11 protein-coding genes, 1 pseudogene and 1 CRISPR repeat array are annotated in these 13959 nt (G+C 71.2%); of the genes and pseudogenes, 9 read left to right on the top strand and 3 right to left on the bottom strand.

The window, feature by feature from the left end; genetic code table 11:
• Window positions 1–439 precede the first annotated feature (439 nt).
• The 6 genes and pseudogenes from ACFVHV_RS40660 (at window position 440) to ACFVHV_RS40635 (ending at window position 5198) form a co-directional block, all read left to right on the top strand.
• Window positions 440–968 (top strand): annotated as a pseudogene (locus ACFVHV_RS40660) (hypothetical protein).
• A gap of 8 nt (window positions 969–976) precedes the next feature.
• Entirely contained in the window at window positions 977–1267 is a 291-nt protein-coding gene (locus ACFVHV_RS40655) for a ribosomal protein L7/L12 (RefSeq protein WP_359902482.1), read from the top strand.
• A 205-nt stretch (window positions 1268–1472) separates the two neighbouring features.
• Window positions 1473–2066, top strand: coding sequence for a hypothetical protein (locus ACFVHV_RS40650; RefSeq protein WP_380358504.1), 594 nt, complete (start codon window positions 1473–1475; stop codon window positions 2064–2066).
• Window positions 2067–2289: 223 nt separating this feature from the next.
• On the top strand, window positions 2290–2832 hold the full coding sequence (locus ACFVHV_RS40645) for an SMI1/KNR4 family protein (RefSeq protein ID WP_380358501.1): 543 nt from the start codon (window positions 2290–2292) through the stop codon (window positions 2830–2832).
• Window positions 2833–3667: 835 nt separating this feature from the next.
• Window positions 3668–4432, top strand: coding sequence for a sporulation protein (locus ACFVHV_RS40640; protein WP_380358498.1), 765 nt, complete (start codon window positions 3668–3670; stop codon window positions 4430–4432).
• Window positions 4433–4709: 277 nt separating this feature from the next.
• Entirely contained in the window at window positions 4710–5198 is a 489-nt protein-coding gene (locus ACFVHV_RS40635; protein ID WP_380358495.1) for a hypothetical protein, read from the top strand.
• Between the two features lie 208 nt (window positions 5199–5406).
• Window positions 5407–5745: a CRISPR direct-repeat array (repeat unit 29 nt; unit sequence GGAGCTATCCCCGCGAGCGCGGGGCCGAC).
• A gap of 547 nt (window positions 5746–6292) precedes the next feature.
• On the opposite strand, the gene ACFVHV_RS40630 is transcribed toward ACFVHV_RS40635, so the two are convergent.
• On the bottom strand, window positions 6293–6847 hold the full coding sequence (locus tag ACFVHV_RS40630) for a hypothetical protein (protein ID WP_359902493.1): 555 nt from the start codon (window positions 6845–6847) through the stop codon (window positions 6293–6295).
• Between the two features lie 525 nt (window positions 6848–7372).
• Window positions 7373–8365 carry an Lrp/AsnC family transcriptional regulator gene (locus ACFVHV_RS40625; protein ID WP_380358493.1) on the bottom strand — a complete coding sequence of 331 codons (993 nt, stop codon included), beginning with the start codon at window positions 8363–8365 and terminating at the stop codon, window positions 7373–7375.
• Window positions 8366–8570: 205 nt separating this feature from the next.
• On the opposite strand from ACFVHV_RS40625, the gene ACFVHV_RS40620 reads away from it, so the two are divergent.
• Entirely contained in the window at window positions 8571–10124 is a 1554-nt protein-coding gene (locus ACFVHV_RS40620; RefSeq protein WP_380358507.1) for an MFS transporter, read from the top strand.
• A 99-nt stretch (window positions 10125–10223) separates the two neighbouring features.
• On the opposite strand, the gene ACFVHV_RS40615 is transcribed toward ACFVHV_RS40620, so the two are convergent.
• Window positions 10224–10847, bottom strand: a complete 624-nt coding sequence (locus ACFVHV_RS40615) for a hypothetical protein (protein WP_359902497.1) — start codon at window positions 10845–10847, stop codon at window positions 10224–10226.
• Between the two features lie 518 nt (window positions 10848–11365).
• Here ACFVHV_RS40615 and ACFVHV_RS40610 point away from each other — a divergent pair.
• Together ACFVHV_RS40610 and ACFVHV_RS40605 are read left to right on the top strand one after the other, a co-directional pair.
• Entirely contained in the window at window positions 11366–12157 is a 792-nt protein-coding gene (locus tag ACFVHV_RS40610; RefSeq protein ID WP_359902499.1) for a hypothetical protein, read from the top strand.
• Window positions 12158–12741: 584 nt separating this feature from the next.
• Entirely contained in the window at window positions 12742–13782 is a 1041-nt protein-coding gene (locus ACFVHV_RS40605) for a ferritin-like protein (RefSeq protein WP_359902500.1), read from the top strand.
• The last annotated feature ends 177 nt before the right edge of the window (window positions 13783–13959 follow it).

Below are 13959 nucleotides of genomic sequence, written 5' to 3'. Positions count from 1 at the left end.
GGGGCCCCCCGCACCCGTGGGGGGGCGTCGGGGTTGATAATCTCCGGGGGCGGCGGGGCCCCACCGGCGGGGAGTACCCCCCCCCGGGGGGGTCCCGGGCGGCCCCCCGGCCCCCCGCGCCGGCCGCGCCCCCCCCCCCCACCGCATGGGGCTCCTGCGCGATCCGACAGGCTCGGGCGACTCCATCGGGTACCCGCTCGGGGAGGGAAGCCCCCGTGACCCTCGGGGGTTCGGCCTGGCCGGTGCGGTGGTGGAGAGCAGCGAGCGGCAGCGGCCGGCTCGGTTTCGTTCCTCTGTCGGGCGAGGGTCGGATGCGTTCCGGCGACGGACTTCCGGTGCGCGACGAAGCCCGACGCGCAGCAGCCGAGATCACCGCCGTACTGAGGGGCCTTGAGGAAATTCAGTCGGCCTGGCAGGACGCAGCGGGCAGGATGGCGGGATGGCTGATCTGCTGTGGGACGACCAGGTCGCGTGGCTGCTCGATCCCACCGATGGGGGGGTGCCTGCCCGATGCGTTCGTTGTGGACACGACGGCGGCGGACTGGCAGGCCGTGCTCGACCTGATCGAGGAACAGGGCTGGGCCTTCGAGTACGCCGAGGGCGAGGCGGTGCTGCCGTTGCCCCGGGCCGAGGCCGTGTTGTCCCGCCCGGCCGGCGCCGAGTGCCCGAGCCTGAGTGTGCGGCCTGATCCCGAGGTCTGCGCGATCTTCCGGTTCCTCGGGGACGAGCAGATCGACTTCGACGTCGACCTCCGGGAGCTTCAGGGGCAGGAGCGGCTGGACGTCCTGTGCGGGTTCCTGACCGCCATCGGGCGCCGCCTGGGCAAGTCGGTGCCGCTGTTCCCCGAAGGCGGCGGCACGCAGCCACTGCTCGGGTTCGACGTCGCCGCCGACCGGGTCAGGGTGATGTGGACGCCACCGGAAAAGCGAGGCGAGCCATCGCTGCAGTCGGCCGCCAACCTGCACTGAGGAGCACTGTGCCTGAGCAGTTCTTGCTGATCTGCGACGAGATCCCCCAGGACATCGTTCTCCTCGATGTGGGCCCGCGGCCCCTGGAAGTAGCGAAGGTGCTCCGGGAGCTCGTGGGCATCGGTCTCTGGCGGGCCAAGCAGATCGTGACGCAGACGCCGCCAGTGCGCCTCGCAGAGGAGGTCGGTGATGACGTGACAGCGAAGTGGGTCGGTCCTCTGCGCGGGGCGGGCGCGGTGATCGAGCTGCGGACCTGGTGGCGATACCGACCAGGGCAAGGGCCACTGCCAGTGGCCTGAGCCAGGAAGGCGCCGCTTCGACCCATCCCCAGTCGACCGTCGCCACTGTGGAACTGTCCGGGGGTTCTTGAGCTGGGTAGTGGGCCGTTCCGAGAGTTCGCCCCTGCCCCGGGTGCCCCTCCGGCGCGTACTCACCGACGTGCCTGGATGGTTCGCCGGTGCCCGGGCCTGTGTCCGCGGCACGCCATTGGTCCAGAATCAGGGCATGGATGTCCCCAAGCTGCTGGAAGCCGCCTCCCTACTGGTTCCCGAAGAGGTCGCCACCGAGAACGACATCACGGTGAACGACGTCTGGGAGTACCTCACCCATGATGAGTGGGAGGTGGCCCTCGGGCTGCTGGAGGAGCTGGGTGACGTTCACCCGCTTCCGCTGAGCTTCTGGGAGACTCTCGCCACCGCCGCCGAGCAGATGCGGCTGGAGACGAGCTCGGCCTGGTGCCGCTGGCGCTGCTACGAAGCCCGCAATGGCGTCATCCGAGCCGACCTCACCCTCCGACCGGCCGGCGAGGCACGTCGGCGGACGCCCTTCTCGGGTGCTGGCGTCCTTCGGCCGATGTGGGACATCGGGACTCGAACCGCGACCGGCGAACCGGCCCTGAACATCGCCCGCCTCTGGGTGGAGTTCACGCCCTTCATGGAGCCTGGCGGGCGAGCCACGGTGCGATTGGCACCTCTCGACCCCTCGCAGTGGCAGCACCTTCGACCCGGCCAGGTGATCACTATGCATGAGGACCGGTCGGCGGCCGGAACGGCGGTTGTCCTGGAGGTTCACCGTCCGACGGCCGAGCCGGCCGCATAGAGGTGGGCGTCCAGGCTGGATGCGCGCGAACCCCGGTGCCTCGGTGGTGAGGGCCATGCGAACACCGGCCGGCGACCGACGATGAGGAGCTGTTTTGCCTCCGACGTGATCGGTAGGCGGCTACTGCGGGTGACCGGTCCGCTCGGTCCTTGTGCCGCCCGTCCACCACGTCACGGACAGGGGCGCCGGATCGGATGTCGGTCGCCGCTGAGACCATCCCGTCGTGACCCGAGCATGTGATCAGCGCCCCGATGAGACCACCCTCGCCGCCCTGCGCTCCGCGTTCCCGCCGGAGTGGCGGGAGCCCGCCCTGGGACACGGCGGCGTGATGGCATGGGAGGCCGCGAACGGAGTGGCGCTCCCGGAGCCCTACCGAACCTTCGTCGCGGAGATCGGCAACGGCAGCAGTCTCGGGCCTGCCGAGGACGGAGGGCTCCAACCCCTCGGGTGGCTGCCCGCGAGCTGGCCGGACCTGGGGCCGCGCCTGCCCGGCGAACCGTTCCCGCTGGACGACGCCTGGCTGTGGGAGGACGACGGCGAGGCCGATCCGGACGATCCGCGCATCCACGCCGCCTTCACCCGCGGATCGGTGGTCCTCGGCCCGCACGACGGCCACTCGTTCTGGCTGTTGGTGACGGCCGGACCCCACCGGGGCGAGGTCTGGATGGTGTCCGACGTCGGCGCGATCCCCGTGCCCGGCGCCGAGGCCTGGGACTTCACGGAATGGGTCGGGCACTGGCACTCGGGCGACGGCTGGCCGACCTGAGCCGGACGCGGAATCCGGAAACCGTACGCCGACCCCTGCGGAATCAGGGGCAGGCACGCACGCAGACGTCGCACGGTATCGAGCCGCACGTTCCCGGGCCCGACGGCGTCCGCGGTCGAACCGATCGCGTGGAAGGCCCAGTACTGGTTGAACACGAGCCCCTCGGAGACCGCCGCCTCGACGAGCGCCGGCAGGAACTCCTCCTCCGGCCGGGCGTACCGGCGGGCGTAGGCCACCGGCCGGGTCCCGACATCGGGGGAGCCGAGCGCGGAGACGGTGTCGTAGTCGGCCACCAGGGGAGTGAGTCCGGCCAACTCGACGAAGACCAGCTCCTGACGGTAGGTCCGCGCCGGCCCGGACGACGACTTCCCGTCGGCTCTCCCACGTGGCGGAGCGACTGGGACGTACCGTCCCACCTGTACCTGACGGTCGCCGACAACCGGCTGCTGCTCGACCTGGACGACGGGCGGGACGTCGAGCTGCTCCAGGAGGAACTCAGGGCCGGTGCTCCCTGCGGGTGCGTGGTGCTCCAGGAGGCCCTACCGGGACCGGAGCACGCCTGCTGCCGGGGACGGGCGGCGGCCACATGCGCGAGGCGGTGGCTCCCCTCGTCCGGCGTGGCGGCGAACAGCCCGGAGCGGAGTCCCCGTCGACCACCCGATCGGTCAGTCCAATGTCACGGCTGCGCCCGCCGGGCAGCGACTGGCTGTATCTGAAGCTCTACTTCGTGACGGACGAATGCCGAGGTGCTGTCGAATGCCGCCGGTCGACGGCAAAGCGCAGGCAAAGTACGATCGGTGCGCTCGGTCCTCGGCGATGTCAGGAGTGCCCCCGGATGGTGTTCAAGCGGCTTCTCGGTGCCCTGGGCGTCGGCGGACCCACCGTCGACACGGTGCTGTCCACCCTGACCGTCCATCCCGGTGGCACCGTGCACGGCCAGGTCGACCTGGTCGGCGGCAGCCGGGACGCCGAGATCAACGGCATCACGCTCTGCCTGGCCGCCCGGGTCGAAGTCGAGCACAAGGACGGCGAGAGCCACACCGTCAAGGAGTTCGCCTCGGTGCAGGTCTGCGGCCCGTTGCGGCTGGCGACCGAGGAGCGGCGCGCCGTCCCGTTCGCCTTCCCCGTTCCGTGGGAGACGCCGCTGACCGCGATCGGGGGCCACCACCTGACCGGCATGGTGCTCGGGGTGCGCACCGACGTCGACATCGCAGGCCAGCTGGACCGCGGGGACACCGACCCGATCGCGGTGCAGCCGCTGCCGGTGCAGCAGCGGGTGCTGGAGGCGCTGGCGGCGCTCGGCTTCCACTTCCACCGGGCCGACCTGGAGGCCGGCCGGATCCACGGCACGGGCCAGACGCTGCCGTTCTACCAGGAGATCGAGTACAAGGCGGCACCTCAGTTCGCCCGGCGCTGCAACGAGATCGAGCTGTCCTTCGTCACCGACCCGCACCGGGTCGAGGTGGTGCTGGAGTTCGACAAGCGCGGCATGTTCCACAGTGGCGACTCGGTGCGCACGTTCGTGCTGGACCATGCGGCCGGGAATCACGACCTGACCGGTACGGTGGACGGCTGGATCCGCGGCGTGCTGGGCCACTGATCGCGCGCCTCGCCCCCGGCGGGAGTGGTGGTCGTCCTGCGCGGCGAGCACCTCGGCGCCGGTGGCCAGGAGCGCGAGGCGGGGCGGGATCGCCGCCATGTCGCACCGTTGTGGGCGCGTGCCCTCGCCCATGCCCGTACCGTGCTTCGCGGTCCCCTGATGGGGCCGGTGCCCGTCCGGGACGACGCGCACCGGCCCTCGAAGAGAACCACCGGTCACCAGGCGTAGTGCCCGGTTCTGCCGCAGGGTCGGATTCCATGACCACAGCAGGAGGACCATGTGGATCGTCGTCCTCAGCCACGTCACGCTCGACGACGTCATGCAAGGCCCCGGCCGCGGTGACGAGGACACCCGCGACGGGTTCACCCACGGCGGCTGGGCGGCCGAACGCGGCGGGGACGCCGCCATCGCGAGGGCCTGGGGCCGGCGGCTGGCCGCCAGCGGCGGACACCTCCTGGGACGCCGCACCCACCAGGACGTCATGGCCTACTGGAACACCCAGGACAGCCCGTTCCGCGCCGCCCTGAACAACGCCCCCAACTACGTGGCCTCCACCGCCTTGACCGAGCCCCTGCCGTGGCCCTGGCGGGTGCGGGTCTCCATGGTGACGCCCATGTCCGCCCCGATCCGGCCGTTGCTGCAGGCGGAGAAGAGGCGCTCGTGGGTGTGGACGTTGGTGCGGTACCGCTCGCGCAGGAAGTCGACCATGGCCTGGATGCTGTCGTTCATCGCGTCGTCGTGGCGCACTGTCAGCCGCCCCCCTTGACGTACCCGGACCATTGCGCGAAGCAGCACCCTGCGGATGGCATGTTCTGGTCGGGGGCGGCGGGGTGGGGAAGACGGGCAGCCAGGCGCCAGGCGCCGGCCGGGTGCGGTGGATACGGCCCTGCAGCGCGGCGAACGACGGGACGCCCGCGCACATCACCACGAGCTCCCGTGTCGTCCGTCGGCCGACCTCGGTCACTGGCCCGTCTCTGAGCTATCCCCGCGAGCGGCGGGGCCGACCAGGCGATCGAGCGGTGGGCCGCCACCGCGCTGGAGCTATCCCCGCGAGCGCGGGGCCGACATGAGCAACGACGCTGACGCCGAGATGGACGCGGAGCTATCCCCGCGAGCGCGGGGCCGACACCGGCCCGCTGTCCTGCACCATCAGCTGGGCGGAGCTATCCCCGCGAGCGCGGGGCCGACTACCAGGTCAGGAACCAGGTCATCGCCGCCGCCGCGGAGCTATCCCCGCGAGCGCGGGGCCGACTACACCGCCAAGGCCCTGCCCGGCCGCGCCGCGGAGCTATCCCCGCGAGCGCGGGGCCGACACTTCCTGACCTGCAGCGATTGGGCGCAGAGTGCGCCAATCCATTCAGTTCGGATCCGGAGCCCTGCCCGTGCGGGGCGGGCCGTAGCCCCTGAGGCCGACTCTCCAAGCTGCGCCCTGGCGAGCTGAGCCTGAGCCTTCGACAGCATCGTACGGGCTGAGTCCAGACGTCGGCGCGGATACGTCTACCCCAGCACGGTCACCACAGCTGCCCTCGTCATCTGGCTCCGCACATGATCGACCGGTCGTTTCGCCTCCGATTTGCAACCTCGCCACGCCTGCGGTGACTTGGCGAAGGCGCGGGCCCTGCCGGTCCTGGCGGTTCTGCGGGGAGGCTGCTGGACTGCGGGCTGCTGCACCGCCGCGTGCAGGACCTGGCTCTGGCGCAGCTCGACGGGTTCGGCCCTTCGCCTTGGCGTGGACCGGGCTGCGCGGATGGACTGTCCCCCGCGCTGCTCCCCACGCAACCCGAAGTCGCCCTCCCCAGCAGCCTGACGACCGGCCAAGAATGCGCCAGACGCACCAACCCCACCAGGGGCACTGGCACCTCAGAGCTCGTCCTCATCTCCCCAGTCGACATTGCTCAGCGTCTCGCCGAACCGCTCCTGTGCCGCCTCCGGCCCGCAGCCGAAGGCGCGGCCGATGTACTCCCAGGTCATCAGGTTGCTGCGGGCCTTGCGGCCGGCCAGCAGGGCGGTCGAGCCGGCGGCGCGCTCGAACCGGGCGGCCGCACGGACAGCGGCGTACGGCTTGCTCTCCATCAGGTCGCAGATACGGTCCACCAGCGCCGCGACCAGCTCCTCGACCTCGCGCGGCACCACACCCTCGGCCAAGTCGACGTGCCACTCCCAGTCCGCGAACGGCCCGGTGGCCTCGCCCACCGCCTCGGTCGCCTCGTCGTCACCGAAGTCCAGCAGGTGCACCCGCTCACCCCGCCAGCCGCAGCCGCAACCACTGCGCACCGCAACGGCCCGAGGACCGTCCGCACCGTTGTAGAGCCACCAGGTCGTACGCCCGTCCGGCAACGGCGCCGGCTCGCTGCCGTCCGCCAACACCGCCACCGGGAAACCCTCGTGGCGCCCGCTCTCCTCAAACCATGGCATGCCGTGTCCCTCGCGTCCCTGGAGTACAGCACCAGGGTTCTCAGCCTGTGACGCAGTGTCAAGGCTTCGCGACAACCGGTGCGACCCGCAGTTCGAGGGGGCGCGCGCCAGCCGCCGCACGCTGGGCCGGGGGTGCTCAGGCAGTTCGGTGAACCGCTCGATCCGGGTGACCGTCCCATCGGCGACGATCCGCGATGAGGACGCCACTGGGCTCAGAACCGCACCCCGACGAAGTTCGGCACATCGGTGTGGCGAGCCGCTGCTCGCAGTGGGTACCTAGGAGGTGGTCCACGGCTGGCCGTTCGCCCGGACGAAGTGCGCCTTGGAGCCGGCGGGTGGGATGCCCAACCTCCTCGCGATTCGCCGTACCAGCAGACGACATGACCGTCTCATTTTGCGGCGCAGCCCGGGCTGTCGCCGGCGAGGATCTTCAATGCCGCATGTCAGTGACCGTGCGCGCCTCAAGCAGTACGAGACTGTGCTGATCGGGCCAGGCGCCCAGGCCCGTTCGGTGGTGCGCTCGCGTCAGCCCAGCGGGGGGTGGATCAGCCGTCCGTGGTGGATCAGGGACACGGACTGCTTGAGGCGGCGAACGCGAATGCTGATCTCGTAGCCCCTGATGCCCTCGATGCGGGCCAGGCGGCGGCTGAGGTAGCGGTAGAAGTCGGGGGTGTCCCGGCAGATGACGACGGCCATGAGGTTGTGCCGACCGCTGGTCGCCGCGACGAAGGCGCATTCGTCGTGCCGGCCGAGCTCCTCACCGATCCGGTCGAGTCCGGGGAGGTCGACCTGGAGCCAGAGGACGGCGTTGAGCTCGTAGCCGAGGCGTTCGGGCAGGATGTCGATGCCGTAGGCGAGGGAGCCGGAGGCCTCCAGGGCCTCCAGGCGGCGGGCGACTCGGGGTGTGGACCAGCCTGTGATCTCCGCCAGGCGGGTGTGGGAGACGCGGCCGTCCTCCGCGAGGGCCTCGAAGAGCGGGAGGTCCTCGTCGGCCGGGGCGAGCGGCGGTCCGGCGGCCGCAGGCCGCTCCGCCGTCAGCAGTCGCACCTGTTCGTCGGTCAGGAAGCGTTCCCCGCCGGCCCAGCCGACCGCGTCCGGGGCGCCGAACGTGTGGAGGAGGAGGTCGACGCTCATGTCGAGGACCGAGGCGGCGCGCGGGAGCTGCCGCAGCAGGACGTCGTCGCGCCCGGTGCCGACGGCCGAGCGGATGGTGCAGATGATCTCCGACCCACCGGAGGCGATGCTGGCGTAGCCGACCTCGGGTCTGCGGGCGAGGGAGTCGGCGACGGGCCCCACGGCTTCCGGGCGGCAGCGCAGCCGCGCGACCCACTCCGCATGCCCGTGGGCGGACGGGCTCCTCAGCCCGACGACGCGCAGGATCCCGCCTCGCCGCAGCGCGTTGTAGCGGCGGGCCACGGTCTGTTCGGACACCCCCACGACCTCGCCGAGGTGGCGGAACGAGGCCCGGGGGGCGCAGTAGAGCCCGTGGATGATTTTGCGGTCCAGGTCGTCAGGCACAGAGGAATCGTGACACACGGGCGGACCGGAATGGAGGTTCTGGTACGTCTGCCGGGATCGCTTGGGGATTCCTCGCCCGTGGGGCCGAAGCTTTCCTGTGCCCCCAGCAACCGGTGCCCGCGCGGCATCCCGCAGTCGAAGGAACCACCCCGTGAACTCCGCAACGGTGCAGCGCCCCGTGGCCGGACGAGGCGTCACGCTCGTCATGGCCTGTCTGGGCGTCTTCGTCGCCTACCTTCCCGTGACCACCGTGTCGGTGAGCCTGCCGGCGCTCCAGCGGGCGTTGGGCGCCTCGACCTCCCAACTGTCCTGGGTATCGGACGCGTTCGTGCTGCCGATGGCCGCGCTGATCCTGACCACCGGGGTGTGGGGCGACGTCCACGGCCGCAAGCGGGTGTTCCAGGCGGGCATGGCGTTCTGCGCACTGGGCGCGGCCCTCTCGCTGGCCGCGGACTCGGTGCAGTGGCTGTGGGTCGGGCAGGCGGCCTCCGGGCTGGGTGCGGCGGCCCTGCTGCCCACCACGCTGGCCCTGATCAGCCACGCCGTCCCCGACCACCGGGAGCGCGGGAGGTTCATCGGCCTGTGGGCGATGTCCATGCTGGCCTCGCTGGCCCTGGGACCGCTGATCGCCGGGCTGCTGCAGCAGCACGTCGCGGTACGTTGGATCTTCCTCCTGCCCATCCCGGTGTCGCTGGTCGTGCTGGTCGTCGCGGCCTTCCTGCTGCCGGACTCCCGGGCGCCGCACGGCCGGCGGCTCGACTGGCCGGGGCAGATCAGCGCGGCCGTCACGGTCACCGCCGTCGTCTACGGCGTGATCGAGGGCGGCGCCGACGGCTTCGGTACGCCCTCCGTGGTGGCGGCCCTGGTGATCGGCGCCGTGAGCGCGGTCGCGTTCGTCGTCGTGGAGCGTCGCAGCAGCAGCCCGATGCTCGACCTGGCCCTGTTCCGCAGTCCCGCCTTCGCCGCCACGTCGCTGGTCGCCATGATCAGCTTCCTGGGGCTGATCGGCTTCTTCTTCGTCCTGAGCCTGTACTTCGGTCTGGTGCAGCATCTGAGCACGTGGGAGGCCGGGCTGCGGATGGTTCTGGTGTCCGGGACGTCCCTGGTCGTGGGCGTCCCCGTCGGACGGCTGATGCACCGGGTGTCCGCTCGGGTCATGATCACCACCGGCCTGGTGCTGATGGCGGGCTCGCTGCTGTCGCTGATCGGCGTCGACGCGGACACCTCGTACGGGTCGCTCGCCTGGCGCCTGGTCCTGCTCGGCCTCGGCATCGGCGCCGTCCTCACCCCGATGACGGCCTCCGCGGTCTCCTCCGTACCGCACCACCTGGCCGGCATGGCCGCCGCCGGGAACAACGCCTTCCGCCAGCTCGGCGGCGCCCTCGGCCCCGCCGTGCTCGGCGCCCTGCTGACCACCCGCGCCCTCGACGCCCTGCCCGGCCGGCTCGCCGACGCCGGCGTGCCGGCGGAGACCGGCGGCCGCGTCCTCACCGTCGCCCGGGAGCAGGGCCTCGGCGCCGTGGCCGGGCTCGACCTGGGCCCTGCCACCAAGCCGGCCCTGAGCGCACTCAGCGGCTCCTTCCTCGACGGCCTCCAGCTCTGCCTGGTGGTGTCGGCCTCGCTCGCCCTGCTGGCGGCCGTCGCCTGCGCCGTCCTCCTGCGGCCCGCCGTGCCCGCCGGCCGTCCTGACGCCGGGGCCCCGGCTCCGCAGACCGCCGCCGTCCCCGTCCCCGTCCCTGTGGGCAGCGCGTCCGCCTAGCGGCTCCTCCTCCGGCGCCCGTCGTGTCCCGAACCGGGGCCGGCGGGTCGCCGACGTTCCTGCCGACGTTCCCGCCGGCGGACGAGGGCTGTGCCCGGTTCAGCGCGACCAGTAGATGTCCTCGATGTCCGGTCGCAGGGGCGACAGCGGGCGGGCCCGGTCCGGGGCGTACGCGACGTCGCCGCCGCTGACGGACATGGTGAGGGTGACCGTCCGGTCCGGTTCCGTCGAGAGCGCGACCCAGACGGCGATTCCCTCCGAGGTTTCGGCGCTGAGGTAGTCCGGGCCCTCGTCCGGGGCGCTCGGGGTCCAGGCCGACGGTTTCTGCCGGAGGCCGCGCAGCCGCCACTCGGCCTCGATGCGGTCCCGCAGCTCCTGCCGATGGGACGCGCTGATCCTGGTACGGGCGGTGAACCGACGGTCGACGGTGGACAGCTTGCTCGGCGTGCCGTCCGGACGCGGCTCGTACCGGCTGACGGTACAGCCCCTGTCGCTCAGCACGAGGTCAGGGCTCAGGCCCCCCAACGTGTCACGGACGGTTTGCTCGCTGAGCGCGTGGAACTGCTCCGGGGTGTGGCGGACGATCTCGGGTCCGGGCTTGGACGCGTAGTCATCGGCGCCGATGAACCACCATGCGGCGATCTGGAACGCGAACGTCACCCCGATCACGGCGACAATGATCGCCGCCGCCACCAGAGCCGCCTTCACCAACGACTTGCCCAACAACCCCAACCCCCCGCCGTGCGTCGTACCGCCACCGTATGCGCGCGACCCGGCACGACTCCTGAGCATCCGTACTCAGAAAGGCCACCCGGTGCTGCCCGCCCTCAGCCGTAGCTGCGGAGCGGCCGGCGGCCGCTTCGAACGGGACCGATGGGGGAGAGTGGGCAGCGCGCGCCGGTCTACTCCTGGAGGTGTGGCGCTTCCGTTCCCTCTTCGTCTTCGTCTCCGTCTCCGTCTCCGTTGCCGCTCGTCGCGGCCCGCCGGTGTCGGGCGGCGATGTCCGGGTCGACTTCGACGCTGGTGATGTTGTCCTCGCCGAGGCGGTCGGTGCGGGCCCGATCCTCACCGTGCACGTGCCGGCACGGGAGCCGGGCTGCGAGGTGGCGGCCCGTCAGGACGCCAGGCCGGCAACCCGGTCGGGCGCCGCGTCAGGCCACGGTAGGGTCACCGCAAGGGGGTGATACCCCTGTGTGCGAAACAATGCATTCGGCTACGAACCCACGGGGGTCCTTGTGTCCATGGTTCGATCCACCGTCAGGATTCCGCTCGCGGTGGGCGCGGCCGCGATGGCCGCGGCCGTCGTCACGGGGTGCTCCTCCGGCACGTTGACCGCAAACGGCAACCCGGCGGCCGTCACCGCCACCTCTGCCACGTCCCCGGGCACCGCCCCGGTGGACGCGCCGACGCTCCCGACGTCCGGCACCCCGGCGTTCGGCACCCCCAGCAGCACGCCGACCGGCCCTCCGCTGCTCACCGGAGTGGACCTGCGCGCGTCCCTGCCGACCGCCGCGGTGCTGCCCGCCGGGTGGACGATCAAGGGCAACGGCAACCAGGTCGACACCGGCACCACCCTCAACGAGTACCGGGCCGACCCGCCGCAGATCACGGAACCGTGCAACCAGATGCGTCTCGCCGGGACCCTCTTCTCCCAGGGCTACAAGGTCTCGGGCGCGATGAACGAGGTCTACGACGGGGAGCACATGGTCCAGGTCTACCTGGCCGCCTACCGCCCCGGCGACGCGGCCAAACTGCTCGGCGACCTGAGGACGTACGCGGAGCGCTGCAAGACCTTCACCGGGAAGAGCGTGGACGGTGCCCCGATCCCGATGACCGTGACGTTGCAGCCCGTGCCGGGGCTCGGTGCCGAGGCCTTCGACATGAAGAGGGTGCCCACCGGCCCGTACAGCACTTCGGAGATCGTGATGACCCGGATCGGCGACCGGGTGCTGTTCCTCAGCGGCGACGACATCCTGGGCCGACTGCCGAACATCATGCAGCTGGCGGTGCCGCTGGTGAAGACCATCAAGTAGGAGTCCCGGCCCCGCCCGCGCCACGGTGGCGGGGCGGGGACCCGCCACCACCCGGTGCCCGACCGGCTGCCCGCCGACCACCTTCGATGACGGCCGTGAACCGTCTCCCAGCTGCCGAAGCGGGATGACAGGCCCCGCCGGGGGGAGGCCGGTCCACTGCCGGAACAGCATCCCGTTGGCCGGGCAAGAGCAACGCTCGACCTCGCTGTCCGGGGTTGCCAGGCCTTCACGGCAGCTGACGCGGCCGGTGATGATTCTTGGCACATGAGGCCACATGGATTCAGCCGCCGTCACATGGCGGATGTGGTGCCTGGTACTCAGGGACGGTGCGGTCGGACCGGTCGCCGGGCTTGAGGCCGCCGGCCGGCAGCGGCTGCGGCCCCCGGCGCCTGGTCCGGTACGCCGAAGAATCTTCACTCATCTGTCCGATTTCGTCGCGGTCCACCCCGGGAACGATCGCATGCGCACTCAGCGGCGTGCCGAGTCGCACTGATGTGTCGCACTCGACCCCGGAGCTTCGTCGTGGACCTCCTCCACGTTGACCGGACCTGCCCGCCGCTTCCGCCGAACGAACGGGAACCGCCGTGACCACCTTCGCCACCAAACCGATGTTGATCGCCGAACTGATGGAGATCCCAGCGGCCGATCACGACCTGAAGTGGATCAAGGACAGTCTGCAGTCCGCCATCGCTCTGGAGCTGTCGACCCTGCCGCCCTACCTGTGCGGCATGTGGTCCGTCAAGACCAAGGGCTCCGAAGCCGAGGCGCTGATCAAGGGCGTCGTCCACGACGAGATGTACCACATGGGGATGGCGTGCAACATGCTGTCGGCGATCGGTGGGACGCCGCACATCCTCGCTGCGGCCCCAACGTATCCGGGCAAGCTGCCGGGCAATGTGCGGCCGACGATCGATGTGTACCTCCAAGGGCTGACCCAGACGTACGTCCGGGAGGTCTTCATGGAGATCGAGATGCCCGAGAACCCGCTCGCACCCCTGCACGAGGAATGGATCACGATCGGCAAGTTCTACGACGCGCTGCGGGACGCGTTCGACAACGTCGAACCATCCATCGGGCCGGGCCATCAGATGGAGACACAGATCGGGAGGAACAAGCTGGAGAAGTTCACCTCGGTCGACCAGATCACGAAGGCGATCGACGTGATCAAGGAGCAGGGAGAGGGCACCAGCCACCTCCCCGACGACCCCACCACCGACGGACGGCTGGCCCACTACTACGGCTTCGGCCAGATCTGGAAGGGGCACAGGCTGGTACCCACGCCCACCGGCCCCACACCGTACGACTGGGTCGGGGACCCGGTCCCCTTCCCCGAGACGTACCCCATGGGCAGGCTCACGGCGGAGTGCTGGCCCAACCCCCCGGAGAAGGTGCAGGGACTCCTCACCGCCTTCAACGGCAAGTACACCGAGATGCTCAGCCTCCTGGAGAAGGCATGGCGGGACGGAGACGCCGCCGCGCTGGGCCAGTCGATCGTCGCGATGTTCGCGCTGAAACCGGCCGCGCAGGACTTGATGGCCGAGCCCCTGCGGGATGACAGCACGCATGTGTACGGGCCCGAGTTCCTCGTCCACCTCACGGACCCCGGCCACCCCAAGCACGGCTGACGGACGGGGGCGCCGGCTGGACAACCCGATCGCCGCCCGGCCGACGGCCGCGGTCGCGGCCGTGGCGGAACCGGCGGAGGCGCCGCGCCGGGCCGCGGGGGAAGCGGAGTACGTCAAGGTGCGGTAGTCGTCACGGACGGCCCACTGCACCGGGTGTCGGCCGCCGTACGCGTTCCC

It is taken from the genome of Kitasatospora sp. NPDC127116 (assembly GCF_042677365.1).
GTDB lineage: Bacteria > Actinomycetota > Actinomycetes > Streptomycetales > Streptomycetaceae > Kitasatospora > Kitasatospora lactacystinica.
The sequence above is the reverse complement of the archived record's forward strand: the minus strand, read 5'-3'. Positions and strand labels throughout refer to the sequence as shown.